The sequence below is a fragment of the Bacillus sp. 220_BSPC genome (assembly GCF_001054655.1).
In the GTDB taxonomy this organism is placed as follows: Bacteria; Bacillota; Bacilli; order Bacillales; family DSM-1321; genus Peribacillus; species Peribacillus frigoritolerans.
The window spans coordinates 30,436-56,283 of sequence record NZ_JVPL01000039.1 but is presented as its reverse complement, the minus strand read 5'-3'; the positions used below and the strand labels follow the sequence as shown (position 1 = coordinate 56,283).

Here is a 25,848-nt window from a genome sequence, read left to right as displayed (position 1 = left end):
GTTAAACTCACGAGTAACCATTAAATTCACGAGTAAAATTGCTAAACTCAAGTAATGCAGCTGAATTCAAGAATAAACCAACAAAGGACCCCTTTTATGGTAATTACTTGGAAAGTTTTGTATTATTAAAATTGAATATTCGGAAAAATTAAGGAGCGGTGTTATGAGTTTAACAATCACTGATTTGTTCATCGGCCAGGTTGCTAGTATGCAACGCACATTTAATGAATCTGACGTAAAATTATGTAATGAATTAACAAAAGATTACAGTCCTATTTATCAAGTGAATAAAGAAGCATGGAAAAGTAATTTCAGCAGGCCGATTGTACCTGGTTTGTTAACGGAAGGCCTAATCACTCAAGTAATCAGTGAAAAACTCCCTGGTAGTGCCTGTATACTTTTACAAAAGGAATTGGTCTTTTATCATCCAGTACATATAGGCGATATAATTTCAGCGGAACTCGAGGTCATTGATATTAATTTGAATAGAGATTGGGTTACGCAAAAGGTGACTTGCTTTAATCAAGCAGGAATAGAAGTCATTAAGGGGCAAGTTGTCATTTTTGTTTTAAGTAATCAAGATACTAGGTGATGTGAATGGAAAATGTTAAAAACGTAATTAGGAATTGGGGATCGATTGAAGTTGACGAAAATGGAAAAGTTATAGGCGCAACAGCTGATTTTTATGAATATTTCATGATTATGCCGACTGATTTGATAGGAAAGTCCATTACGAGGATCATTCACACTTCTTCCAGCTTTTCTTTGAAAGGTCTTGACCATAAACATGTGTTTTCTGGTGTGATCAGCGGACATGCTTGTTTCATAAGGGTATTTCGTCGAGAAGCTAATACCCTTTATACCATAATCATCCGTCAAGACGAACTGGAATACAGTGATTTAGTGTATTTTACCAACTCCTTGGAGAAGAATAAAATCAAGAAAAATTCCGTGGTTCAAGGTCGATATAGCTTCGAAGAGATTGTTGGAAAGAGTAAGGAGATTGAGAGGGTAAAAGAGCTGGCCGCCAGAATAGCTACTAGCAGTTCAACAGTACTGCTTACAGGGGAAACGGGAACGGGAAAGGAACTTTTTGCCCAAGCGATCCATGGTTTGAGTACAAGAAAAGCACAGCCTTTTGTGCCAGTAAATTGTGCTGCGATTCCAGATGAATTATTTGAATCGGAGATTTTTGGTTATGAAGCTGGCGCTTTTAGCGGGGCGAAAAAAGAAGGTAAGCCTGGAAAAATAGAATTAGCTCAACATGGTACGTTGTTTTTAGATGAGATTTCTGAATTGCCTTATCAGGCTCAAGGTAAGCTATTACGAGTTTTACAGGAAAGGGAAGTGGAAAGGCTAGGCGGGACGGGGACTAAAAATGTTGATATACGTATTATTGCTGCATCGAACAGGGATTTAAGAACCCTTATTCAAGAAGGGAAATTCCGCCAAGATTTATATTATCGACTTTATGTTTTTGAATTGAAAATTCCTTCTTTAAGGGAGCGACAGGAAGATATTCTTCCTCTGGCACATCATTTCGTCGAGTATTTCAATAACAAGTTAGGGTCCCATGTGAAGGAAATTGATCCTAAACTCCAAGATTGGTTGATCCAATATGATTGGCCTGGTAACATCCGTGAAATCAAAGCGATAATCGAACGCGGAATGAATATCGTAGATGGTGGGACTCTAACGCTGGAATCTTTATATTTTACACCTAATTTCATATTGGAGGTTCCCTCAGTTGGAATCAATAATCCTTTTTCCGGTACGTTGGATGAAGTTGTAGGTAATGCTGAAAAATCAGCCATTCAGCGAGCATTAAAAGATTCGGAAGGGGATCGTTCTTTAGCAGCTCAAAAGCTGAAAATTCATGTTGCTAGTTTATATAGAAAAATTGCCAAATACAAATTGAAATAACAGTTTAATCTAATGAAATATCATCAGGTAAACCATTAGGGCACACTTATAAAAGTGTGTATTTTTTTTGAAATTCGCAACTTTGATTTGCAGTATTGCGAAAAAATGCAAACCTGCGAAAGTTTTAGGAAACTATAGCCAAATTTGTAGCCAATTCAAGTTGGCACACAAATTGCAATTATAGTTGTCAAGTAAGAGGTTTCGTGTTTAGTAGAATGTCCAAAAAACAGATAAATAGTATACAAGGAGGTAATGATATGCTGAATTTTTCTTTTTCGGAAGAGCAAGATTATTTTCGTAAAATATTGAAGGAATTTGCTAAGGAAGAGCTGCTTCCACATTATACAAAATGGGATCGCGAAGAGATTACTCCAAAACATTTGTGGAAAAAGCTGGGGGACCTTGGCGTAAATGGTCTTCGGATTCCTGTGGAATATGGCGGAAGCGGTGCAGATTGTGTGACAACGGGGATAGCTGCAGAGGAGATAGGGCGTGGTGATTTCAATCTTACTTACGCGGTGATGTTGAATGCATTAATCGGTGAAATTATCAATAATCATGCTAGCGAGGAACTGAAAAAGGAATGGCTTCCCAAAGTTTCAAGTGGTGAAAAAATTGTTGGCATTGCCATTACGGAGCCATCCGCAGGTACGGATGCAGGCGGAATTAAAACAACAGCAGTACATAAAGGAAATAAGTATGTGCTTAATGGAGAAAAGTCTGGAATTAGTGTTGTGTGGAGATGCATTTGTTTTATTTGCAAAGACAGAACCTGGATGGGGAAATCGAGGGATAAGTGCTTTCATGGTTCCTGCCGATATACCAGGAGTTGAATGTAGAGGGTACGCAGACATGGGGAATATCGCCATTGGAAGAGGTTCGATATATTTAACCGATGTCGAGGTTCCGGAAGAGAATATGATCGGTCTTCAAAATAAAGGGTTTTCCCAAGTGATGAATGGGTTTGATTTAAGTCGGCTGTTAATAGGGCTGCAATGTGTTGGCACCGCTTCACAAAGTATCGATGAAACCATCGAACATGTGAAAATCAGACATTCATTTGGTAAACCGTTGGCGACATATCAAGGGGTCTCCTTCCCAATTGTGACCCACTATACCCAATTAGAACTGGTGAAGTGGCAAGCCTATCGGGGCCTTTGGCTTCGTGACCAAGGGTTGAATCATAGTAAAGAATCGGCTTCCGTTAAGTGGTTAGGGCCTAAATATAGTGTAGAAGCTATCCATGAATGTTTGCTGCTGAATGGTCATTATGCTTATACGAAGGAAATGCCTCTTGAGCAACGCTTGCGTGATGTGATTGGGTTGGAAATAGGTGATGGCACTGCACAAGCCAATATGATGGTCATAGCAAAGGACATAATAGGAAAGGAGTTTCGTTCGCATTAATCCAAGGGATTAGCATTATTACAGTCGTGTTGGGTACGAACAGAGAATTGATGTGATGCAAGGCAGATCATCCTTAATAGTCAAGAAAACGAAGGGAATGAGAACGATGGAATTAACAGATGTAATTTATGAAAAAAGAGGCGGCATTGCAAAGATAACAATGAACAGACCTAAAGTTTACAATGCTTTTCGTGCCAGAACAATTCAAGAATTAATTTGGGCTTTTCGGGACGCTTGGGATGATAATCGTGTGGGTGTAGTGATTCTGACTGGAGCTGGCGAGAAGGCATTTTGTGTAGGTGGAGATCAAAAGGAAAAGGGAGAAGAAGGAGGATATAGTCATTCTGGTGGTTTAGGTGGTGGAATGGGACTGGAAATCGAAACGCTGCATCAAACGATCCGCAACATTCCTAAGCCGGTCATTGCAGCGGTTAATGGGTTTGCCATCGGAGGCGGGCATGTCCTTCATGTCATATGTGACCTAACCATTGCATCTGACACGGCAAAATTTGGCCAGAGCGGGCCAAAGGTCGGTAGTTATGACGCAGGTTTCGGTTCAGCTTATTTAGCACGAATTGTCGGAGAAAAGAAAGCGAGGGAAATCTGGTATTTGTGTGAACAATATTCTGCACAAGAAGCAAAGGAAATGGGACTTGTGAACAAAATCGTTGCCCCAGAACAATTGCTCGAGGCAGCAGAAGAATGGGCAAGAAAGATCCTTGATAAGAGTCCAACTGCGCTAAAAATGCTCAAATATTCCTTTAATGCAGATAGTGCCAACATTCAAGGGATTTCACAACTTTCGATGGGCAGTTTAGCGATGTTTTACAATACACCAGAATCGGAAGAGGGAAAAAATGCCTTCCTGGAAAAGAGGCCTGTTGATTTTAATAAATTCAGAGGTTGATGAGGGGGAAGAAAACTAGTGAAATTGGAGACGATTTTGACTCAGCAATATGTGGAGAAATATCAAGACGTTTGGCCAAACCGAACGATTTTGGATTATTTGAATGATGCTATAGTAAAGCATCCAGAGAAGATAGCGATTATCGATAAAAAAAGTAGTTTTACTTACAAGCAGCTTGGTAAGTTGGTCGATCGAATCGCATTGGGTCTCTTGCATATAGGATTGGGTAAGGGGGATGTTGTCTCTTTTCAACTGCCTAACTGGAATGAATTTATAATCTTACACTATGCTGTTACAAGAATCGGTGCCATCAGCAATCCCTTGATACCGATTTATCGAGATAGGGAAATTGGCTATATGGTTGGGATGGCAGAATCTAAAATGATTGTTGTACCAGATTATTTCCGTGGGTTTTATTACCCTGACATGATTGAGAGACTAAGCCATCAATGGCCTTCAATGAAACATATATATGTGATTGGGGAAAATGCCCCGAATGGGATGAAACTGTTCTCCTCCCTATTTGATGAACCTTGGGAAGACCGGATGGATTCTTCCATTTTGGATGAAATCACACATGACCCCAATGAGGTGACTGAAATTATCTTTACCTCGGGAACCACGGGAAGTCCAAAAGGAGTTATGCATACACATAATACCCTTTGTATATCTACAAATTATTGGATTGACCGCTTACATTTAAAATCCGATGACGTTCTTTTCATGGCGTCAACGTTCGCTCACCAAACGGGTTTTGGTTATGGAGTCAGGCTCCCAACACATATTGGAGGTACGGGAATCTATCAAGACATTTGGAATCCGAGAGAGTTTATTGAATGGGTTGAGAAGGAAAAGATAACGTTTACGGCGGGTGCCACTCCTTTTCTGCAGGATACGGTTCAGATGGGGGGGATAGAAAGGTATGACCTCAATTCGCTGCGAGTCTTCGTAGCTTTGGGTGCCCCGATTCCCAGGCATTTAGTAAAGGAGGCCGTGAAAAAAGTACCGTTCAAGATATTGTCAGGGTGGGGACAAACGGAAGATGGCTTGGTAACCTTGACGAGACTTGAAGATACAGAAGAAAAACTGACGAATACCGACGGAATCCCGTTTCCGGGTATGGAGTTAAAGATAGTGGATTTTGAAGGGGAAATCTGTGCCCCGAATATAGAAGGCTCTTTATTAGTAAGGGGTCCGGCTCTTTTTGTCGGCTATTTTAAACGAATCAATGATACGTTAGCTGAGTATAGTGACGGATGGTTCATTACCGGTGATCGAGCATTCATTGATGAAGACGGGTATATCCGGATTTCTGGAAGAAACAAAGACATAATCATACGTGGCGGTGAAAATATTCCAGTCGCTTATGTAGAAAATGTATTGTATGAACACCCGGATATTTCTAGTGCTCAGGTTATTGCGGTTCCAGATTCCCGTCTTCAGGAAAAAGCATGTGCATGTATCAGTATGAAAACGGGAAAGAGCCCGATCACGATGGATTCAATGCAGGAATTTCTCCTGGGAAAGGGATTGGCAAAACAATATTGGCCTGAATTTATTGAAATAATGGATGACTTTCCTCGTACGGCAAGCGGGAAAATTCAGAAATTCCGGCTCCGGGAAATGATTAATGAAAGGATAACCGACAATATATAGGCAGCTTAAATAAATCCATATTGACTAAATAGTGAAAGTGGAGGGGAATATGATGACAAAAAGAATGGCATTTATCACAGGTGCTGGAAGCGGAATTGGCAGAGAAATTTCAAAAAAATTGGCTTCTCGCAATATTAACGTCATCGTGGCTGATATTAATCTTAAAAATGCAGAGGAAACGGTTTCTTTAATCGAAAAGTCGGGTTTTGAAGCCAGAGCGGTCCATTGTGATGTAACGAAATTAGAAAGTGTAAAAAAAGCCGTCGAAGAATCAGTGAACTATTATCATAGAATAGATATATTGGTTAATAATGCAGGCTGGGATAAGGTGGAACCTTTTTTAAAAAGTGATCCCAGCACATGGAAAAGGATTATCGATATTAATTTACTTGGGCAGATCCATACTAGCAAGGAAATTTTACCTCTCATGATTGAAAATGGATACGGTAAGGTAGTAAATATTGCATCCGATGCAGCAAGAGTCGGATCAAGTGGAGAAGCAGTTTATTCGGCTGCTAAGGGAGGGGTTATTGCCTTTACAAAAACGATAGCAAGAGAAATGGCACGTCATAAACTCAACATCAATTGTATTGCGCCAGGTCCTGCTGATACGCCCCTATTTCAAGAAATAGGCTCATATAACGAAGGTATAGCAGGCGCCTTGGAAAAAGCGATTCCATTCCGACGGCTAGCACAACCAGAGGACATTGCCAGTGCTGTTGCCTATTTCGTTTCGGAAGAGGCAGGGTATATTACGGGGCAAACTCTTTCCGTAAATGGTGGATTAACAATGGTTTAATAGATCGTGGTTAAGTGGGTATGGAAGATTGAAAGTTTAGTAACCCTAAATCAAGAAAACTTTTCTAATACGTTTGACAATTGGATTTATCGTGTTAATATAAAGGCAAATGAATTTTAATATACAATTTGTACCACTAGGGGTGCTTTATAGGTAAAAGTTGATTTTTTACCCACAAAAGCTGAGATTGAAGTATGACTTTAAGACCCTTAGAACCTGATCTGGTTTATACCAGCGTAGGGAAGTGGGGTCTGGAACTATACATTTCTGTATTATTTCTTGTACAACCACTTTCTTTACGTTTAAGAAAGTGGTTTTTTGTTTGCAAAAAAAGGGGTGATAAGTGTTTTTTTCTGTTTCGTTCAATGAAAAAATACAATTTGGAGGTAATGGACATGAAGTTTTCAGAGGAAATCCGTAAGGAAGTTGATCACATTTGGGAAGCTAGTTTTAATCATCCGTTTGTAGCAGGAATAGGAGATGGCACATTGCCATTGGAGTGTTTCCGTTTTTATGTCATGCAAGATGCCTATTATTTATCTCATTTTGCTAGAGTTCAAGCCTTAGGGGCAGTCAAAGCTACAGATTTACATACAACAAGCAGGCTTGCCGGCCATGCACAAGGAACATATGAAGCGGAGTTGAAGCTTCATGAGAATTTTTCCGAGAGATTAGGCATCACAAAAGAAGAACGGGAAGATTTCAAGCCTGCCCCGACTGCCTATGCTTATACTTCCCATATGTATCGTGCGGCTTATTCGGGACATTTAGGAGATGTTATTGCAGCTATCTTGCCGTGTTACTGGCTGTATTATGAGATAGGTGTAAAGCTGCAAGGGTGCATGCCCGAAGAGCCGATTTATCAAGAATGGATAGCGGCTTACGGAGGAGAGTGGTTCCGCACTTTGGTGGAAGAACAAATTGCGAGGCTGGATGAGATTGCTGAAAAAGTAACTGAAGAAGATAAGGCGAGAATGAAAGAGCATTTTATTCTCAGCAGCCAATATGAATACTCATTTTGGGAAATGGCTTATCGTTTAGAGACATGGCCCGTTCATAAGGAAACATTAGAAGTATAAAAGGAGAATGAAACAATGAAAAAAGGATTGAAATTAACGGATATATTAGTCACGATCGTGATTGCGGTAGCATTTGGAATCGTTTATATCCTTTGGGGTTCGATTTATTATTCCGTTAAACCATTAGGATTACATCTGGATCAACTTATTTATGGAATGTGGTTTATAGCTGGCCCTGTCGCCTTTTTCATTTTACGGAAGCCGGGTGTGGCACTTTTGGCGGAGATAGCTGCAGCTTCAGGGGAATTCTTTCTAGGTTCCCCATGGGGGCTGACTGTACTGTTATATGGGGTGGTCCAAGGTTTGTTCGCGGAACTGGTGTTCATGGGGTTCAAATATAAAAAATTCAATATGCCGGTGGCCGTTTTAGCTGCGATGGCTTCCTGCCTGGCATCAGTTATCATGGATTTTGCATACGGGGAAATAGGTGCGCTTTCTACTTGGAATCTATCGTTATTCATGATAGCGAGGTTTGTGGGTTCCATATTCTTTGCAGGTGTGACCGCTTATTATCTAGTTAAAGTCCTGGAAGCAACAGGGGTAACTAATCTTGTGCGTCCGGTTTCCAATAAAGATTATGCAGAACTTGATTAAAAGAAGAGGTTGAGGGCCATGGAACCAATCGTTTCTGTTGAAAAGTTAAGAATGAAATTTCCCGGTGATGAATCTTTGATATTCAAGGACCTATCACTATCATTTGATCAGGGAGAAAAAGTGTTATTGTTGGGACCATCTGGATGTGGTAAGTCCACTCTGTTGCAAGTGTTAAGCGGATTGATTCCGAATTCCATCGAAGTCCCGATGAAAGCGGAGAAATTGAAATGCCCTTCTTCATGGGGGTATGTTTTTCAAGACCCTGATAGCCAGTTTTGCATGCCATTTGCCGATGAGGAAATTGCCTTTGTCCTAGAGAATCTTTCCGTCCCTAAAGAAGAAATGAAAGAGAAGATTCAAAATCATTTCCGTAAAGTAGGATTGAACCTGGACCATACAAGTATTGACACATTATCAGGCGGGATGAAACAGCGTCTGGCAATCGCTTCAGTATTGGCACTTGAACCAGAAGTTATATTTTTAGATGAACCGACCGCCATGCTTGATCCAGAAGGAACGAAAGAAATCTGGGACTTGTTGAAGGAAGTCGGAAAAGACAAAACGGTTATTATCGTCGAACATAAAATTGACCATGTTTTAGAATTCATCGAACGAATCGTGCTTTTAAACGATGACGGTCAAATCATAGCTGATGGTCCAAGAGACACAATTCTTTCCCTATATAAAAATGAAATGAGAGAACATGGAATTTGGTTCCCAGGTGTTTGGGATGAATATATACAGAGTAATGCACCCACTAGGGAATACCATTTTACAGATGGTTTACCCCTTCTGGATGTGCAAGGATTTAGCGGTTTTCGGAATAAAGAGGAAAAAATACACGTTGAAGAGCTGAAGGTCCATTCAGGAGAATGGATTGTGATCAGGGGAGAAAATGGCGCGGGCAAGAGTACACTTTTGCATGCATTGATGCAATTCATAAAAACGAAAGGTACGTATGAATTAGTGGGGAACCCCATTAAAGTGGTGAAAAATCCAACGGATCATATGACGTTTGTCTTTCAAAATCCTGAGTTTCAGTTCGTTGCAAATACTGTATATGAAGAGATTGCTTATTCATTGCGTATTGATAAAAGGCCGCAACAAGAAATAGATGAGAGAGTCCGCTCATTGCTTAAAGTTTTCCGTCTTGAGGCACATCGGGATAAACATCCATTTCAATTATCAATGGGGCAAAAGCGTCGATTAAGCGTAGCAGCCTCAATCGTAATAGACAAAAAAATCATTCTCCTGGATGAGCCGACCTTTGGTCAAGATTCGAAAAATACCTTTGCATTACTGGAATGGTTTGAGGAATATCGAAGACGTGGAATAACAGTGATCATGGTAACTCATGACGATCATATTTCAAAAAACTTTGCAACCAGGATCTGGACGGTTAAGGACGGAAACGTAATAAGTGATGAAAACATCGCGCAAGCCGGATTTGTTGAGACCAAAGTTAAAAGGAGTGTCATGTAGATGAATGTTTCAAACGCAGAAACATGGCTCCATGGAATTAATCCAAGCCTTAAACTTGGTGTGCTGATTGTGTTATGCATCGTGGCGTTATTCATTCACGACCTGAATTATATGATGAATATCACCATTGGCGTATTACTTTTATTTTTGTTTTTTACCGGGCATTCGATAAAACGCATCCTGCTTTTGTCGATTCCCTTTTGTTTCATTTTTATATCCACCTCTTCTGCCATGATATTATTCGGGCAAGGTGAAAAGCTTTGGTTTGAGTGGGGACTCATATCGATTACGGAAGAAAGTTTCATGAGGGGATTACTCGTAGGCTTTCGAGCTTTGTTTTTTGCGGTCCTTGGTTTAACTTTTTCCTTAACGACGAGACCAGTGAACTTGTTTTATTCGTTAATGCAGCAAGTTAGGCTTAAACCGAAATATGCCTATAGTTTCATGGCGGCATTAAGGCTGATTCCCATCATGATGGAGGAGTTCCAAACGATACGGAACGCGATGAAGGTACGCGGTTTCGAAAGGGGAAAAGGAATAAAATCGGTATATTTTAAAATGAAAGCCTACTCCATCCCGTTGTTATCCGGAAGCATCAGACGTGCACACCGAATCGCGGTTGCGATGGAGGCAAAGCGATTTACAGACAGTCGGGATCGAACATACTATTATGAATTCGGGTTTTCAATAAAGGACCATGGTTTCATTCTGTATTTTATCATCCTGCTGTTGGCCGGCTTTTATCTATCGATTCAATTCCCGTTAGTATCCATTTGATTTTATGAGATTGTAACTTTACTAGTTGGGGGTTCTTAGTATGAATGCACATGAATTGCATATTATTTCCACTGGGAAACAGCCAATTGAAAAGTTTGTGGAAATCGCTTCAAACATTCAGGAACATGTCGATTTCTTTTATCTAAGGGAAAAGCATAGGAGTGCAACGGAACTCTATCAAGCAGTGAGGCTATTACATGATAATAAGATTCCGCTTTCTAAGATCATCATTAATGACCGGGTGGATGTAGCCTGGGTACACAAAGTATTTGGTGTGCAATTGGCTTTTCATAGTTTAGATGCAGAAGTCGTAAAAGGAGCTTTTCCAGGGATGAATGTTGGCTGTTCGATCCATTCCATGGAAGAAGCGAAAGCTGCATTCAGCAAAGGGGCCAATTACGCGATTTATGGACATGTTTTTGAAACGGATTCAAAAATGGGCCTTCCTCCCAAGGGAGTTGAGGAGCTTCATGCAATCACAAGAAATGTCAATCTTCCGATAATTGCGATAGGAGGAATAACACCTTTTAATTGCCAAGTCGTGCTGGATGCGGGGGCACGCGGAATTGCGGTCATGTCAGGTGTGCTTGAAGCTGAAAATCCGATTGAAGCTGTTAAAGAATATGCGAAGTCTTTGGGAAAGGAGACATAATATGAATTCCATATATGATGCAATCATTGTAGGGGGAGGAGTAATAGGTGGGTCCATTGCATTTCAATTAGCCAAGCGAGGTAAAAAGGTCCTTTTATTGGAAAAAGACAGACTTGCCAGTAAAGCATCCAGTGCTGCAGCCGGGATGTTAGGGGCACAAGCCGAGTTAGATGCTGATAATCCCCTTTTTACATTGGCAAGCCGAAGCAGGGGGATGTTTCCAGCACTGGCGGAAGAATTAAAAGATATAAGTGGAATAGACATCGAATTAGTGAACAAGGGCATGTTTAAGGTGGCGTTATCGAGTGATCAAGTAGCCGAGTTGAAGAACATGATCAGAGTCCAGCAAGGTGCGGGGCTTGAGGCTGAATGGCTATCGACCGCTGAAATAAGGAAAACGGAACCGCTTTTATCGGATGAGATTAAAGGAGCCATGTTCATTCCGAATGATGGACAAGTTTCAGCCACGAGGCTGTCGCTCGCTTTTACTGAATCTGCAGCTGCACTTGGTGTGGATATAAAGGAATTTGTTCATGTCTCCGATTTGGTTACGGAAAACGGATGTGTAACGGGAGTTGTCACGGACATAGGTGGATTTTCAAGTGAAAATGTCATCGTGGCAGGTGGCGCTTGGAGTGCTTTCCTCCTAGAAAAATCAGGGATCAGGCTCGACAGTTATCCAGTAAAGGGAGAGTGCTTTTCCGTCCTGACCGATCGTCCATTGCTTGAAAAGACAATCTTCTCACATGGCTGCTATCTTGTGCCCAAAGTTGGCGGAAGAATCATTGTCGGGGCAACGGTTAAAGCGTACACTTTCGATCAAAAGGTAAGTCTTAACGGGATTTCTACGTTAATTGAAAGAGCAACGCAATTGCTTCCGGCGATTAAAGGAACCGAATTGGAAAAGACATGGGCAGGTATACGCCCCCAAACTGGGGACGGCTTGCCGTACTTTGGTGAACATCCGGCATGCAAAGGACTTTTCATTGCAACGGGGCACTATAGGAATGGTATCTTGCTTTCTCCAATTACAGGTGTACTTATAGCGGATATTTTGGAAAGGAAGGCAAATCCCGAATGGTCCCCTTTTCGATTGGACCGTTCGATACAGCCCCTTTTTTCTTGATGGAGGTGGATGAATTGGAATTGATTATTAACGGGGAAAAAATACGGATTCCTGCTGAAGAATCAACAGTTACAGGGCTTTTACAACACTTTAATCTACATCAAAAAGTAGTGATCGTTGAATTGAATGATGAAATATTAGCAAAAGAAAGTCTAAGTGAAACACTTTTGTCAAATGGAGACAAGGTAGAGATTGTACATTTTGTAGGAGGCGGATGATATGTTAAAGATTGGTTCTTATGAATTTTCCTCAAGATTATTATTAGGTACTGGAAAATATCCAAATTTCGATATTCAAAAACAATCAGTGGAGGTTTCGGAGACGGAAATATTAACATTCGCGGTCCGGAGAATGAACATTTTTGAAGCCAGTCAGCCCAATTTTTTGGAAAAGCTTGATTTGAAGAAATACACACTCCTTCCCAATACGGCAGGAGCTAAAACAGCCAAAGAAGCAGTGCGCATAGCCCAGCTTGCAAAAGCATCTGGCTTATGTGACATGATTAAGGTTGAAGTCATTGGCTGTCAAAAAACACTGCTGCCTGACCCGATTGAAACATTGAAAGCTGCTGAAGAATTAGTGAAGCTGGGATTCACCGTATTACCTTATACTTCGGATGATGTCTTGCTCGCTAAACGCCTGGAAGAAGTAGGGTGCCATGCAATCATGCCCGGAGCTTCACCAATTGGCTCTGGTCAAGGCATTATAAACCCACTGAACTTACGGTTCATCATGGAACAATCAGAGGTGCCGGTAATTGTTGATGCAGGGATCGGAACACCCTCTGATGCAGCAATCGCCATGGAATTAGGGGCGGATGGCGTATTACTTAACACTGCTGTTTCCGGAGCAAAAGACCCAGTCAAAATGGCGAGGGCAATGAAACTTGCCATTGAGGCAGGGCGATTGGGGTATGAAGCAGGAAGAATCGAAAAGAATGATTATGCGATTGCAAGCAGCCCGGTTGAAGGATTGAGCATTGGATGAATGAGCGTTATTCACGTCAGGAACTTTTTGGTCCTATTGGGGAAGAAGGGCAAATGAAAATTCGCAAAAAACACGTTTTGGTGATTGGAGCGGGTGCACTCGGTACGGGAACTGCGGAAGGCCTTGTACGAGCCGGAATTGGGAAACTCACCATTGTTGACAGGGATTATGTAGAGTGGAGCAACCTTCAAAGACAACAGCTTTATTGTGAAGATGATGCACAAAAAAGAATACCGAAAGCAGTGGCAGCGAAGAATCGCCTGAATGCGCTAAATTCAGATGTAATCGTAAAATCACTTGTGGCGGATGTTTCGGTAGATGAATTGGCAAAGCTTGTTGAAGGCGTGGATTTGATATTGGATGCCACTGATAATTTCGATACAAGGATGCTTATTAACGATACTGCACAAAAATATAAAATCCCCTGGATTTACGGTGCCTGTGTAGGGAGTTATGGGATAAGTTACACGGTAATCCCAGAGACGACACCATGTTTGAATTGTTTGCTGGAAACGGTCCCGATTGGAGGACTGACTTGTGATACGGCGGGAATCATCAGCCCTGCCGTTCTAACGGTCGTTGCCCATCAATTAGCGGAAGCTTTAAAAATCCTTGTCGAAGATCATGAATCGCTGAGAAACAAAATCGTTTCATTTGATCTTTGGAAAAATGAACATTCATCCATAAATGTAGCGAAATTAAAAAAGGATACTTGTTTGTCATGTGGGTCAAATCGAACGTATCCCCACCTCTCTTATTCAAATCGAACAAAGACCGCCGTTTTATGCGGAAGGGATTCTGTCCAAATCCGGCCGGCAGTGAAGGTTGAAAGAGACTTAGCGGAACTCGAAAATAATCTTATCGCACAAGGAGGTAAGATCGACAGGAATCCTTATTTACTTTCATTTACCATTGGAACCCATCGGTTGGTCGTTTTTAAAGACGGGCGGGCGTTGATTCATGGAACAAAAGATATTGCAGAAGCAAAAACGTTATATCATCGTTATTTTGGCTGAAATGGCACCGACTTGCAATTCACGTTTATACCCGTGAAAGAGTGCCAAAAAAAGATGCCCTTATAATAGGAAGGTATCGAACATTTTCCCAATGTGACTTATTTGCTCAGAAATATAAAACGAAAGCGGTGTCTGCCTTTTTGGGGCGGCACCGCTTTGTTATGGAACGATTATATAAGCAGCTTACATATCATGACTGCTATTATGCTTCTGACGGGAGTGCTGCCTGTTTTTCACCTTATGAGAACCGCTTAACGGTGCTGGTTGACCTGGGTTATTTCCTTTAGGAGCATTTTTTCGCATATCTTTACCATCGTTTTTGTTCATGTTCGATCCCTCCTATCACTTAAGATAATCAGTCCGTGAAATTTTATTCACATACATATATTTGCAAACCTCGTACATGCTATTGATGGACACTATATTTAAGGAGCTGATTCCAAATGCAGGATAAACAAGATAAGCGAAGGACTTTCCAGGAAGCCCAGCAAAGTTATCAACAAGTATTTGATGTATACTCATCCATTGAGAAAAGCGCACCGAATTACGGAACGGAATTGAAACATGTGAAGCAGGAAGTGAACGAGGCCTATCAACAAATACAATCTGCTTTAGTCACCGCTTCCGAACATCAGAAAGAACAATTGAAAAAATTCGAACAGGATATCCAGGCGATCGTCAATGAGGTCAATTCTGAGGACTATTGAGTGACAGGTTCTTTCGTCATGAGTCCATGCGCATTAGTCGTGAGTTTTGCGCGTTTTACTTGTGCGTTTCCTGATTTTAGAAAGGAATAGGCTTTTTGAAAAATGCAGGACATCTGCCATTTCAAAAAGCCTATCCTATTTAAAGCCTAGAAATGAGGGGAATCATTGGTTTTTCTTTCTTTTTTTATTGTTCTGCCTTTGCATTTCCGATAATGGCGGTTCATTTCCCAGTTCATCATTGTATCCAGCCCCATTACCTTGCGCTTTTGCTGCATTCATACCTGGTATAACATGATTTGCTTTTTGTTTTGTCATTTCGACACCTCCACCCATAGAATGCGATAATGTCGAATGATTATGTATGAAGTATCAATATGTTTTGCTGGAATAATTTATCAGGCCGAAAATAGAGGTATTTTCAAGAAAATGCATATTAGCAAGGCTTCTTAAATGCACTTTAATATGTGGGGGATTTTTTTCTATAAGAGAAACTTATCAAAAACAATAACTTTCTTGTTATTTACTTATACTCATTTCTATATTAGTATTAAGTTGAAGGAAGAGTTAGGGTGGGAGAAGAGAGAGAAAATTCGACAAACTAACTTTTTTACTTATATTTATAGTAAACATGGTTTCAGTGAACCAGGTTTTACTTTCATGTGCAGAATACGTTCTGACAGTTTAATAGGGGGTAATATTCATGACGAAAAATGACGTATACCAAGCGCGTAAGTCCTTTGAAATTGATGGGCAACGCTACAACTACTACAGCCTAGACGCTATTGAAAAAGCAGGGGATGGCCAAGTATCACGCCTTCCATATTCCATTAAAGTATTACTTGAAGCGGTACTTCGCCAAGTAGACGGAAGAGTAATCACAAAAGAACACGTTGCGAACCTTGCTAAATGGGGAACAAGCGAGCAACAAGATATAGATGTTCCGTTCAAGCCTTCACGTGTAATCCTACAAGATTTCACTGGTGTTCCAGTTGTTGTTGATTTAGCTTCTTTACGTAATGCTTTCGCAGCACTTGGTGGAGATCCTGACAAAATCAACCCGGAAATCCCGGTTGACCTTGTAATTGACCACTCTGTACAAGTTGATAAAGCGGGTACAATGGATTCCCTAGATGCCAATATGGATCTTGAATTCGAACGTAATGCAGAGCGTTACCAGTTCCTAAGCTGGGCTCAAAAATCTTTCAACAACTATCGTGCAGTTCCACCGGCTACTGGTATCGTTCACCAAGTTAACCTAGAGTACCTTGCGAACGTGGTTCATGCTGTTGAAACTCCAAACGGTGACTTCGAAGTATTCCCTGATTCTGTTTTCGGTACAGATTCACATACTACAATGATCAACGGTATTGGTGTTCTTGGTTGGGGTGTCGGCGGTATCGAAGCAGAAGCAGGCATGCTTGGACAGCCTTCTTACTTCCCAGTTCCAAAAGTCGTTGGTGTTAAACTGACTGGCCAACTTCCTAAAGGTACAACAGCTACTGACCTTGCATTGAAAGTAACACAAGTTCTTCGTGCACACGGCGTAGTTGGTAAATTCGTTGAGTTCTACGGCCCAGGAGTAGGATACCTTCCACTTGCTGACCGTGCAACAATCGCTAACATGGCTCCTGAATACGGTGCTACAGTTGGTTTCTTCCCTGTTGATGCAGAAGCGATCGATTACATGCGCTTAACTGGCCGTGATGAAAAACAAATTAAAGTGGTTGAATCATACTGCAAAGAAAATGGTTTGTTCTACTCTCCTGAAAACGAAGATCCAGCATACAATGATGTTGTGGAAATCGACCTTTCAGCAATTGAACCAAACCTTTCAGGCCCTAAACGCCCGCAAGATTTGATTCCACTTTCTCAAATGAAAAAATCTTTCCATGACGCAATCAATGCACCTATGGGCAACCAAGGTTTTGGTATGGACAATTCTGAATTGGATAAAGAAGTAACTGTTAAATTTGCCGATGGCAAAGAAACGGTAATGAAAACAGGTGCGATTGCAATTGCTGCAATCACAAGCTGTACGAACACTTCTAACCCGTACGTAATGCTTGGAGCAGGTCTTATTGCTAAAAAAGCAGTTGAAAAAGGCTTGACTGTTCCGGATTATGTAAAAACATCATTGGCACCAGGTTCTAAAGTTGTTACTGGTTACCTTCGTGATGCAGGTCTTCAACCATACCTTGATCAATTAGGATTCAACGTAGTTGGTTACGGCTGTACAACATGTATCGGTAACTCAGGTCCATTGGCTGACGAAATCGAAGCAGCTGTTGCTGAGGCAGATCTTCTGGTAACTTCAGTACTTTCTGGTAACCGTAACTTTGAAGGCCGTATTCATCCACTAGTTAAAGCGAACTATCTTGCTTCTCCAACTTTGGTTGTTGCATATGCACTTGCTGGTACTGTGGACTTCGATCTTAACAATGATTCACTTGGTAAAGATAAAGATGGTAACGATGTATATCTTGCTGATATCTGGCCATCACAAGAAGAAGTTAACGCTGCTGTTAAAGCAACAGTTACACCGGAATTATTCCGTAAAGAATACGAAACAGTATTCAACGATAACAAACGTTGGAATGAAATCCAAACAAGCAACGAAGCGATTTATGCTTTCGATTCTAAATCAACATACATTCAAAATCCTCCATTCTTTGAAGGATTATCACCAGAACCGGGTTCAGTTAACCCACTTTCCGGCTTGCGTGTAGTTGGTAAATTCGGTGACTCAGTTACAACTGACCACATTTCTCCTGCAGGTGCAATCGGTAAAGATACACCAGCTGGTATCTATCTTCGTGAAAACGGTGTGAAACCGCGTGACTTTAACTCTTACGGTTCTCGTCGTGGTAACCATGAAGCGATGATGCGCGGAACATTCGCAAACATCCGTATCCGTAACCAAGTTGCTCCAGGTACAGAAGGTGGATACACAACTTACTGGCCAACAGGCGATGTAATGGCTATCTATGATGCTTGTATGAAATACAAAGCTGATGGAACAGGTCTTGCAGTAATCGCTGGTAAAGACTATGGTATGGGAAGCTCTCGTGACTGGGCTGCGAAAGGTACTAACCTTCTTGGCATCAAAACAGTCATCGCTGAAAGCTTTGAACGTATTCACCGTTCTAACCTTGCATTAATGGGTGTTCTTCCACTTCAATTCAAAGAAGGCGAAAACGCTGAAACGCTTGGATTGACTGGTAAAGAAGCGATCGCAGTTAAAATTGACGAAACGGTTAAACCGCGTGATATCGTAAAAGTTACAGCTACTGATGAAGCTGGAAACGTAAAAGAATTTGATGTGCTTGTTCGTTTCGATTCCGAAATCGAAATCGATTACTACCGTCACGGTGGTATCCTTCAAATGGTATTACGTAATAAATTAAAAGGCTGATTTCAGCTTTTGGGAAGCGGTAAACCTATAATAGGTTTACCGCTTTTTTTGTGTCAAGTTTATGAAACAATGAGATATCATGATATGATTTATAGGAATTGCACTTTTCCGCATACCCTTTTATTGTTAAGATGGAATAGGGAAGTTGTTCTAATTCTGGAAATGGACTAATATTTTTATTGTAATGGGACTAGGAGGACGAGTATGCTTAAAAAAATTATTGCTTCGGTGGCCTTACTATCACTTATTACTGTAGCGATCGTGCAGGCGATGGATAATGAATCGAAGGGAAATGACGAAAAAGATGCTTTGGGCGGATTGAAAATTGGAGCTAAAGCACCCAATTTCTCTTTGAAAACTTTGGATGGTAAACAAGTTGAATTATCGGATTATGAGGGCAAAAAGGTAATGCTGAATTTTTGGGCAACGTGGTGCCCGCCTTGCAAGAAGGAAATGCCGGATATGGAGAAATACACACAACAAGCGGGTGATGACGTCGTCGTACTTGCAGTCAATATTGACCCTGAAAATGATGTACAAGCATTTGTGAAGGATAATGGAATTACTTTTACCATACCGCTGGACAGTCAAAGTGCAAAAAATCCAGTGAATGAGCGCTACAAAATTCTTAGCATACCGACAACTTATTTCATCGACAAAAAAGGCATTATCAGGAATAAGGTAATTTCAGCCATGACATTAAAAGATATGGAACGAAATATAAATAGTATGCAGTAGGGTAATCTCATGAAGTTTGAAGTGATTTTTTGCGACACACTTCTGCCGAAAACCCGGCATGTTACTAGGCGACAGACGATTTCTGAAAAAAAGGAACGTTTTTTATTACAAGACGGAACCTTATGGGGTTCCGTCTTTATTGGTGTTAACAAAGTTGTCAAATTTTAATGGAAAAATCAAAAAATTTAAAAAAATATGGTTAAAGTTTATGAAAAAAGGGTTAAAGTATAGAGAGCGGCGATTATGGTGTTTTTATCAGGTTAAAAATCTGATAATTATGACAATTTAAGGTATGGAAACCATATAGTCATAATTTTACGTTAATTTGGCAATGCTGAATAGTATATTAAAAATAAGTAGGTGAAAAGCATGAAAAAAAGAAAAAGGACATTTGAAGAATTAATTAAAGAAAACAAAAGGGAATTATTGATGGACGTTAAACAAATGGAAAGACTCGAAGAACGTCTTGAAAAAAAACATATGCAAAAGGCTGAATAGTCTTTGTTTAAAAAGAGTCAGGGCCATGAAGATCCCTTTCAAGGTGCTGGCTCTTTTTTCATAACTATTTCAAAAAATGGCATTCATGAATTTCCTCTTTTATATCCATGATAAGAGAAGGAGGCGATAGAATGGGTAATCCAAAAAAAGATTCCAAACACTTTAGACCGAGCCATCAAGGAACACAGCCAATAGCAGCGGGTGGGAACAATGGTAAGAAAATGCAGGACAAATCCGGCAAACATGCTCAGGTCATTCAAACTAAAGGCGAGTAATCAAGGGACAAGCTAATAAAGTAATCGTAATAATATTATGTAAATAATAAAACATGAGGTGAAAATAATGGGCACAAATAAGCACAATCCGGATAATCGTTTGGATAATGTTGAAAAAATTCAAGATGCAATAGAAAATACGGAAGAGAACATAACCGCTGCAAATGAAACGTTATCATTCTCTTCAGGGGAAGAAAAACAGGCAATTCAGGCTAAAAATGAACGAAGAAGAAAGAGCATTGATGGAATGAAGGAAGAAATGCAAGATGAGCAGGAAGCACGGGAAAGCGGTTATAGTAACGATAATATTTAAACAAAAAGGGGAGAAAGAGATGAGAAATCTTTCTCCCCTTTCATTTTAGGTTCAACGCAGGGAAACAGTCTATAAAGACAGCTTAAATGAAATTTGCACAATTGTTATGGTAAAATGTTTATTGCAAGAGAAATGAAAGTGGGGAAACAAAATGTTCATAGCTGAAAACGAAATTGAAGTGCGGTATGCAGAGACAGATCAAATGGGTGTCGTTTACCATGCGAATTATTTAATATGGATGGAACTAGGCAGGACAAAATTGATAAATGATTTAGGGTTTTATTATGCTGATATGGAAGCGGATGGCATCCTCTCACCTGTTATGGATATTCAGGCTTCGTATAAAACCCCTGTTAGATATGGTGATAAGGTAAAAATTAAAACCTGGATTGAAAAATATGACGGTTTACGCGTCGTTTATGGGTATGAGATCGTAAATGGAAAAAATGAAGTAGCGGCTACAGGTCTTTCTTCCCACGTATGCGTTAAAAAGGAGAGCTTCCGCCCGATATCCATTAAACGCATGTATCCTGAATGGCATGAGGCCTATGAGAAAAATAAAAAGCAGGATGAATTGGTTTAATTACATTTATTGAGGTGATCAAAAATGGCTTTTGGGATCAAACGGGTAGACGTCGTAGCCTGGAAGCAGAAAATCGATCAAGGCCAAATAGCTTTTTTAACCCATTATTGGCTGGACGACCGATTTCCCGGTTGTAAGACGGTTACAAAAGTCGGATGCAATGATTTACGGCGTTTATCGGAGTGGGGTAAGCAATACGGGCTTAAAAAAGAGTGGATTCATCACAGGAAGGATGGTTATTCTCATTTTGATCTTTTAGGGGATAAACAAGCAGAAATTCTTAGGGCGGAAAATATTGAAGAGCGCCTGCTCGATTGAACAAGAAAAAACAGCAGTTTACACCGCTGCTTTATTGTCAAGCACTCTTTTCATATTGAAATTCTGGTTCAGTCAGTTTTTCATTAAAAGTAATAAGTAAATCGTGACCATCAAAGTACCATAAATCTTTTTCTTCTACATAAAAATTAATCTCGTTCATAGTCGTTGCGGCCGCTGCATTTTCCGGTTCTTCTTGCATGATACCTAATGAAAAGCCGCTTTGGACGGTACTATGCCCGCCATATCTTACATAAAAACGCAAATGAGAGCCTTCTTGAAGCCCTAGCTCATCAATATACCACTTAGCTGCTTGATCGGAAATGGTCAGTTTCATACTCATTCTCCTTCCTAGAGGTTGGTTATTTAAGTATAAAGTAATTATGCGGTAGATGCTAATAATGTGCGTTTAAGAAAGGAAACAACCATGAATATTATATACAATATTTGTTTCATAACTCGAAAAAGATCCAACGAAGTCGAAGTGTTGATGCTATTTCGCCAAAAGGATCCCAATCGGCATAAATGGAATGGCATAGGCGGGAAAATAGAAAAAGGTGAAACCATCGATGAATCGATGGAACGCGAAATTCTTGAAGAAACTGGTTTGAAAGTAAAGGGGATGAGCTTTCGAGGGATCGTGACATGGAATGAAACAGGTGGAATGTATGTTTACAGAGCTGAAGATGCAGGGGGAGGGCTATCTGCCTGTGATGAAGGGGAACTTGCCTGGAAGCCATTTCAATGGGTTATGGAGGCAAGTGATGTAGTGTCCAACATAAAGTATTACCTGAAAGATATATTACAGGATGAACCACCACAAGAATTTGCATGCACCTATGAAAATGAACATTTAATATCAGTCAAAAAGAAGCCTCTGCCTGATATGGCAAAAGAATTGACTTACAATTGAAAACCGCCTTTTTGATTCCTGAGCCATCTAACAAAGTGGCAGGGGAATATTCGGACTATTGATATATTTATGAGTTATACAAGACTCTGAAATTATATATTGTGAGGATAAAACGAAATGCCATCTAATTAATTTCCTCATAAAGACGGGGCCGGTAAAAGGGTATACGGAATGGTATTGCCCGTAAGATCGTTTCGTACACATATGAGCACACACAATAATAGCTGCAGATTCCTGCAGCTATTTTGTATTGCCTTTTTCTTTTGCTTCAGCCTCGGCAAGCTTTCTCAGCAAGACTGGTGTGGGCATATGCATGATTTGCTCTAAAGGCAAGTTAAGTGACTTGGATAACTTTAATGCAGTTTCCGGTGATATTTGCAGTGGCTTCATGGCACTTTCTCCTATCGATATGTAATAACTAGTTCCAGTGTAGCCTCTGTTCAACAATTATTCAATCCTTACTTGACTCTTTCTCCAATAAACGAATTCCAAACCATTCTTTCGATTTGAAGTAATGTAGAAATGGTTTAGGTCCTTTTACCTTGACAAAAGAATCGTGCAGAGTCCAGAATGGAATATAAATAGTCTAAATAGTTCATTTTTTCAAGGGTGGTCTGACTTCCTTTCAATTAAACGGGTATAAAGATTCACGTTTCTTTGTTTGGATATAATGGATTAGCTTTTTCGTGATTTACAAAATCAGGGGGAGTGGGATATGGGGATTTTCATAAAAGTGAAGCCAATAAAAGCAAACTGGTTTCAAAAAGCAAATGAAACAGATGGCATATTGGATGTAAGCAGTGAACAGGTGAAACTTCAGGTTAATATCATCGATTTAACGGAATACGATTTAAAGCTGATCCATGCTTTTAGAGAGGCAATCGAACCTCAGGTCGAGGAAGTTGTGGATGCCTTTTATCAATCGATTCTGCAGGTTCGGCGCACAGCACAGTGGGAAGATTGAGAAAAACGTTAATTACTCATATGTTATCTTTATTCAATGGTGTGATTGACGATGATTTTGTTAAATTGCGGACAAAGGTGGCGAAGACTCATTATCGTATTGGCTTACAGCCCCGGTGGTATTCATCCGGTTTTCAAAATGCACAGAATCACTTGCAAAGAATTGTCTTTGAACAAACCAAGAATGAAGATGAGCAGCGGGCATTAGTCCTTGAGGCATATGAAGTGGAACATTTAAAGGCTAGGGAAAATCAATATAAAGAAATAAAAGAGGAAGTAAAAAGGAAAATCTCGTTGGTTAGTGAAGAAGTCTTGTATTTAAGTGAAGAAACGGATGCTTCCGTTAAGCAATTGATAGAAAACGGGCAATTTGTCAAAATGCAGATCGCAACGCGCGCTGAATAATCCCTTGGTTCAAAAACAATGGCAGAAGCGTATGCAGATCTTAACGGAAAAGATACAAAACCTTGTTAATTTCATGAAAAATGTTGATGAAAAGATCGTTTTATTAAACCAATCTTTCTTAAGCATCACCGAGTTTGTTAAGCTTGTACAGGGAATGGCCGACCAGACAAATTTACTATCTTTGAACTCAGCCATCGAGGCAGCACGGGCAGGTGAACATGGTAATGGATTTGCGGTTGTTTCGAAAGAGGTCAGGAAACTTGCTGAACAGACTAAAAAGTCGATAGCTGAAATAGATGCAATCGTGCAATCATCAAATGTATATATGAAAGATGTTGTTGATTCTGTCCTAAGGGTCAAAGAAGTGGTTCAAGCAGGTGAGAAGGAATCTGGATTAACGGAAAATTCCTTCAATGAAATAATCGGAGTCATCAAAGGGAATATAACGGATTCTGCAGAAATGGAAATGACAATTCAGGGTTTAGTGTCAATCATCCAGGAAATCGGTAACGCTACTGAAAAGGTTTCGAGGCATGCCGGTATCCTGAATAACACGGCAAATGAATTGTAGAAAGTAAAATAGGCCCATGTACGGGCCTATCTTCACATGGTAATGCACATGTTCTTATAACCATTTTACTTTAGGTTCAGTTTTATCGATAATCCGCTTGATGTTTGCACGATGCCGGTAAAAAATGAAGATCGTTATTATACCGATTACAATAATGAGCGGCAAATCACCAGTATGAAACACTAAACTGTAGATGAGAGCAAGTAGACAAGCAATCATGGAAGAAAGCGAGACATATTTGGATATGTATAAGGATATGAAGAATATGAAAACGGCAAAAACGAAAAACAATGGTTCATATGCAAGAATGACACCAGCAGAAGTTGCAACAGCTTTACCGCCCCGAAAGTTTGCGAAAATGGGAAACATATGACCGATGACCGCAAATACTCCGGCTAGCAATGGATTCATTCCCAGGCCAAGCAGAACCGGCAGAAGAGTTGCTAGGGTACCCTTAAGAATATCCATGGTAGTAACGGTTAGTCCTGCCTTGAAACCAAGTGTCCTGAAGGTATTTGTCCCGCCTAGATTTTTACTGCCATGCTCCCGGATGTCGATTTTGTAAAATGTTTTACCGATTATTAAACCGGACGGAATCGAACCGATCAGGTAGGCAGCCAGTATAGTGATAAATGTAAGCATTCTATTACCCTTTCTTTAAGAAAAATCTTCTTTTTTTATCACGTTTAAGGAAGATTGTTCCCTTTTTCAAAAATAAACGTGTAGAAATAGCTAAAAACAGCCTGAAATACCTGTTAAGCTTCTCTTATTGTAACATTTTCGTGACAAAATGGTACGGCTGTCCAAAAAAAATCCACTAAAAAAATGAATTTTCCTTGATGGACCTACATCTTTTGATATACGTTAAGTTCATGAACGGTAAAAGGTTTAGACTTCCTTATTTTCGTAAATATAAAATGAACGATGCCTCCTTGTATAAATTGTTACAATACGTGGTAGTCTGTATGAACATAAGAAAGTTAAGTGGGTAATGCCTTTTCGAAACTTATTCTATCTTGTATAATGATTTTTCTTAATAATGGTAATAAACAGCTTTTCTCTGTAAAATACCTTTGTTAGGAATACTCTTTAATCAAATATTACATTTTATTATAAAGGGGATTGAAAAGAATGATAGAAAATCCAAGCAGAGAAGAAATGGGAAAGATGTTGAAAAAATCGAAGCGCATCGCTGTCGTTGGTTTATCTGATAACCCTGAGCGCACTTCTTATATGGTATCGAAGGCCATGCAGGATAGCGGATATGAAATCATTCCTGTAAACCCTTCTGTATCCGAAGTGCTCGGTGTAAAGGCAGTTAAGGCACTGAAGGATATTGAAGGGCACGTCGATATCGTCAATGTTTTCCGCCGTTCAGAGTTCCTTCCGGAGATAGCCAAGGACTTTGCAGAAATCGATGCAGATATCTTTTGGGCGCAGCTAGGGGTGGAAAATGAAGAAGCCTATAATTTTTTGAAAGAAAAAGGACATACTGTCATCATGAATCGATGTATAAAAGTCGAACACGCCCTTACTAAGTAAAATGAAGAGCGGAACTTCCGCTCTTTTTTTAAGGTATCGCTTTATTTCTGGAGAAAAACTGAAAGGCAGCCATAGCGGGCATTGAGCGGTCGGGCAAAATTAAGCCATTAAAGCTTAATTTGATTAAAATAATAAAAGTATATTTGCCAAATGAAAATTTACCGCTACAATTAGAATGGTAGCTATGATACGTTTTGTTCCATACAAA

The 25,848-nt window shown here is 40.2% G+C and carries 32 protein-coding genes, 1 pseudogene and 1 riboswitch; of the genes and pseudogenes, 28 read left to right on the top strand and 5 right to left on the bottom strand.

Annotation, left to right across the window (positions count from 1 at the left end; all coding sequences use genetic code 11):
* The first annotated feature begins 163 nt into the window (after positions 1-163).
* From ADA55_RS02720 to ADA55_RS02650, 16 genes are all read left to right on the top strand, one after another.
* The gene (locus ADA55_RS02720) at positions 164-592 is read left to right on the top strand and encodes a MaoC/PaaZ C-terminal domain-containing protein (RefSeq protein WP_048678652.1); all 429 of its coding nucleotides are present in this window, start codon (positions 164-166) and stop codon (positions 590-592) included.
* A gap of 5 nt (positions 593-597) precedes the next feature.
* A complete protein-coding gene (locus tag ADA55_RS02715) occupies positions 598-1,923 on the top strand; it encodes a sigma-54 interaction domain-containing protein (RefSeq protein ID WP_053087357.1) in 1,326 nt (441 codons plus the stop codon).
* 257 nt (positions 1,924-2,180) lie between these two features.
* Positions 2,181-2,756 (top strand): acyl-CoA dehydrogenase family protein, encoded by a 576-nt coding sequence (locus ADA55_RS30240; RefSeq protein ID WP_226990384.1) that lies wholly within the window; start codon positions 2,181-2,183, stop codon positions 2,754-2,756.
* 19 nt (positions 2,757-2,775) lie between these two features.
* Entirely contained in the window at positions 2,776-3,330 is a 555-nt protein-coding gene (locus ADA55_RS30235) for an acyl-CoA dehydrogenase family protein (protein ID WP_226990383.1), read from the top strand.
* 106 nt (positions 3,331-3,436) lie between these two features.
* Positions 3,437-4,237, top strand: a complete 801-nt coding sequence (menB, locus tag ADA55_RS02705) for a 1,4-dihydroxy-2-naphthoyl-CoA synthase (protein ID WP_105718799.1) — start codon at positions 3,437-3,439, stop codon at positions 4,235-4,237.
* An 18-nt stretch (positions 4,238-4,255) separates the two neighbouring features.
* On the top strand, positions 4,256-5,893 hold the full coding sequence (locus tag ADA55_RS02700; RefSeq protein WP_048678650.1) for an AMP-binding protein: 1,638 nt from the start codon (positions 4,256-4,258) through the stop codon (positions 5,891-5,893).
* Between the two features lie 52 nt (positions 5,894-5,945).
* Complete coding sequence (locus ADA55_RS02695) at positions 5,946-6,692, top strand: SDR family NAD(P)-dependent oxidoreductase (protein ID WP_202186685.1); 747 nt, start codon at positions 5,946-5,948, stop codon at positions 6,690-6,692.
* Between the two features lie 128 nt (positions 6,693-6,820).
* A riboswitch (TPP riboswitch) is annotated at positions 6,821-6,952 on the top strand.
* 135 nt (positions 6,953-7,087) lie between these two features.
* Positions 7,088-7,771: a thiaminase II gene (tenA, locus tag ADA55_RS02690; RefSeq protein WP_048678645.1), complete on the top strand. Its 684-nt coding sequence runs from the start codon at positions 7,088-7,090 to the stop codon at positions 7,769-7,771.
* 15 nt (positions 7,772-7,786) lie between these two features.
* Entirely contained in the window at positions 7,787-8,365 is a 579-nt protein-coding gene (locus tag ADA55_RS02685) for an ECF transporter S component (RefSeq protein ID WP_034312445.1), read from the top strand.
* 18 nt (positions 8,366-8,383) lie between these two features.
* Entirely contained in the window at positions 8,384-9,847 is a 1,464-nt protein-coding gene (locus tag ADA55_RS02680; RefSeq protein WP_048678643.1) for an ABC transporter ATP-binding protein, read from the top strand.
* Positions 9,848-10,624, top strand: a complete 777-nt coding sequence (locus ADA55_RS02675; RefSeq protein WP_048678639.1) for an energy-coupling factor transporter transmembrane component T family protein — start codon at positions 9,848-9,850, stop codon at positions 10,622-10,624.
* Positions 10,625-10,664: 40 nt separating this feature from the next.
* The gene (gene tenI, locus ADA55_RS02670; protein ID WP_048678637.1) at positions 10,665-11,276 is read left to right on the top strand and encodes a thiazole tautomerase TenI; all 612 of its coding nucleotides are present in this window, start codon (positions 10,665-10,667) and stop codon (positions 11,274-11,276) included.
* Position 11,277: 1 nt separating this feature from the next.
* Positions 11,278-12,402 carry a glycine oxidase ThiO gene (gene thiO, locus ADA55_RS02665; RefSeq protein ID WP_048678635.1) on the top strand — a complete coding sequence of 375 codons (1,125 nt, stop codon included), beginning with the start codon at positions 11,278-11,280 and terminating at the stop codon, positions 12,400-12,402.
* 14 nt (positions 12,403-12,416) lie between these two features.
* On the top strand, positions 12,417-12,620 hold the full coding sequence (gene thiS, locus ADA55_RS02660; protein WP_034312438.1) for a sulfur carrier protein ThiS: 204 nt from the start codon (positions 12,417-12,419) through the stop codon (positions 12,618-12,620).
* 1 nt (position 12,621) lies between these two features.
* Positions 12,622-13,389 carry a thiazole synthase gene (locus ADA55_RS02655; protein ID WP_048678633.1) on the top strand — a complete coding sequence of 256 codons (768 nt, stop codon included), beginning with the start codon at positions 12,622-12,624 and terminating at the stop codon, positions 13,387-13,389.
* Positions 13,386-14,405, top strand: a complete 1,020-nt coding sequence (locus tag ADA55_RS02650) for a thiazole biosynthesis adenylyltransferase ThiF (RefSeq protein ID WP_048678631.1) — start codon at positions 13,386-13,388, stop codon at positions 14,403-14,405. The genes ADA55_RS02655 and ADA55_RS02650 overlap by 4 nt, the downstream gene beginning before the upstream one ends.
* A gap of 183 nt (positions 14,406-14,588) precedes the next feature.
* Here the strand turns inward: ADA55_RS02650 and ADA55_RS27870 are convergent, their stop codons facing one another.
* The gene (locus tag ADA55_RS27870; RefSeq protein ID WP_063576391.1) at positions 14,589-14,732 is read right to left on the bottom strand and encodes a small acid-soluble spore protein P; all 144 of its coding nucleotides are present in this window, start codon (positions 14,730-14,732) and stop codon (positions 14,589-14,591) included.
* 116 nt (positions 14,733-14,848) lie between these two features.
* On the opposite strand from ADA55_RS27870, the gene ADA55_RS02645 reads away from it, so the two are divergent.
* A complete protein-coding gene (locus tag ADA55_RS02645) occupies positions 14,849-15,112 on the top strand; it encodes a hypothetical protein (protein WP_048678629.1) in 264 nt (87 codons plus the stop codon).
* Between the two features lie 162 nt (positions 15,113-15,274).
* On the opposite strand, the gene sspO is transcribed toward ADA55_RS02645, so the two are convergent.
* Positions 15,275-15,427 (bottom strand): small acid-soluble spore protein O, encoded by a 153-nt coding sequence (gene sspO / locus ADA55_RS02640; RefSeq protein ID WP_034312428.1) that lies wholly within the window; start codon positions 15,425-15,427, stop codon positions 15,275-15,277.
* 385 nt (positions 15,428-15,812) lie between these two features.
* On the opposite strand from sspO, the gene acnA reads away from it, so the two are divergent.
* The 7 genes from acnA to ADA55_RS02605 all read left to right on the top strand — a co-directional run bounded on the left by acnA (position 15,813) and on the right by ADA55_RS02605 (position 21,249).
* Positions 15,813-18,524: an aconitate hydratase AcnA gene (gene acnA, locus ADA55_RS02630; protein ID WP_048678624.1), complete on the top strand. Its 2,712-nt coding sequence runs from the start codon at positions 15,813-15,815 to the stop codon at positions 18,522-18,524.
* Between the two features lie 204 nt (positions 18,525-18,728).
* Positions 18,729-19,262, top strand: coding sequence for a redoxin domain-containing protein (locus tag ADA55_RS02625; protein ID WP_048678622.1), 534 nt, complete (start codon positions 18,729-18,731; stop codon positions 19,260-19,262).
* Between the two features lie 369 nt (positions 19,263-19,631).
* Positions 19,632-19,760, top strand: a complete 129-nt coding sequence (locus ADA55_RS28145; protein WP_072272906.1) for an FbpB family small basic protein — start codon at positions 19,632-19,634, stop codon at positions 19,758-19,760.
* Positions 19,761-19,891: 131 nt separating this feature from the next.
* The gene (locus ADA55_RS02620) at positions 19,892-20,035 is read left to right on the top strand and encodes an acid-soluble spore protein N (RefSeq protein ID WP_048678620.1); all 144 of its coding nucleotides are present in this window, start codon (positions 19,892-19,894) and stop codon (positions 20,033-20,035) included.
* Between the two features lie 67 nt (positions 20,036-20,102).
* Positions 20,103-20,348 (top strand): small acid-soluble spore protein Tlp, encoded by a 246-nt coding sequence (gene tlp / locus ADA55_RS02615; protein WP_048678618.1) that lies wholly within the window; start codon positions 20,103-20,105, stop codon positions 20,346-20,348.
* Between the two features lie 151 nt (positions 20,349-20,499).
* Complete coding sequence (locus ADA55_RS02610; protein ID WP_048678617.1) at positions 20,500-20,931, top strand: acyl-CoA thioesterase; 432 nt, start codon at positions 20,500-20,502, stop codon at positions 20,929-20,931.
* Between the two features lie 24 nt (positions 20,932-20,955).
* A complete protein-coding gene (locus tag ADA55_RS02605) occupies positions 20,956-21,249 on the top strand; it encodes a hypothetical protein (RefSeq protein ID WP_048678616.1) in 294 nt (97 codons plus the stop codon).
* 37 nt (positions 21,250-21,286) lie between these two features.
* Here the strand turns inward: ADA55_RS02605 and ADA55_RS02600 are convergent, their stop codons facing one another.
* Complete coding sequence (locus tag ADA55_RS02600; protein ID WP_034312410.1) at positions 21,287-21,583, bottom strand: HesB/YadR/YfhF family protein; 297 nt, start codon at positions 21,581-21,583, stop codon at positions 21,287-21,289.
* 90 nt (positions 21,584-21,673) lie between these two features.
* Here ADA55_RS02600 and ADA55_RS02595 point away from each other — a divergent pair, with 90 nt between their 5' ends.
* Positions 21,674-22,159, top strand: coding sequence for an NUDIX hydrolase (locus tag ADA55_RS02595; protein ID WP_048678614.1), 486 nt, complete (start codon positions 21,674-21,676; stop codon positions 22,157-22,159).
* 240 nt (positions 22,160-22,399) lie between these two features.
* Here the strand turns inward: ADA55_RS02595 and ADA55_RS27865 are convergent, their stop codons facing one another.
* Positions 22,400-22,549: a YycC family protein gene (locus ADA55_RS27865; protein ID WP_065310839.1), complete on the bottom strand. Its 150-nt coding sequence runs from the start codon at positions 22,547-22,549 to the stop codon at positions 22,400-22,402.
* Positions 22,550-22,874: 325 nt separating this feature from the next.
* Here ADA55_RS27865 and ADA55_RS30230 point away from each other — a divergent pair.
* Positions 22,875-23,527: pseudogene (locus tag ADA55_RS30230) on the top strand (protoglobin domain-containing protein).
* A gap of 31 nt (positions 23,528-23,558) precedes the next feature.
* Positions 23,559-24,098 carry a methyl-accepting chemotaxis protein gene (locus tag ADA55_RS02580; RefSeq protein ID WP_048678606.1) on the top strand — a complete coding sequence of 180 codons (540 nt, stop codon included), beginning with the start codon at positions 23,559-23,561 and terminating at the stop codon, positions 24,096-24,098.
* A gap of 54 nt (positions 24,099-24,152) precedes the next feature.
* On the opposite strand, the gene plsY is transcribed toward ADA55_RS02580, so the two are convergent.
* Positions 24,153-24,740 carry a glycerol-3-phosphate 1-O-acyltransferase PlsY gene (plsY, locus tag ADA55_RS02575; RefSeq protein WP_048678604.1) on the bottom strand — a complete coding sequence of 196 codons (588 nt, stop codon included), beginning with the start codon at positions 24,738-24,740 and terminating at the stop codon, positions 24,153-24,155.
* 489 nt (positions 24,741-25,229) lie between these two features.
* Here plsY and ADA55_RS02570 point away from each other — a divergent pair, with 489 nt between their 5' ends.
* Entirely contained in the window at positions 25,230-25,640 is a 411-nt protein-coding gene (locus tag ADA55_RS02570; RefSeq protein ID WP_048678602.1) for a CoA-binding protein, read from the top strand.
* The last annotated feature ends 208 nt before the right edge of the window (positions 25,641-25,848 follow it).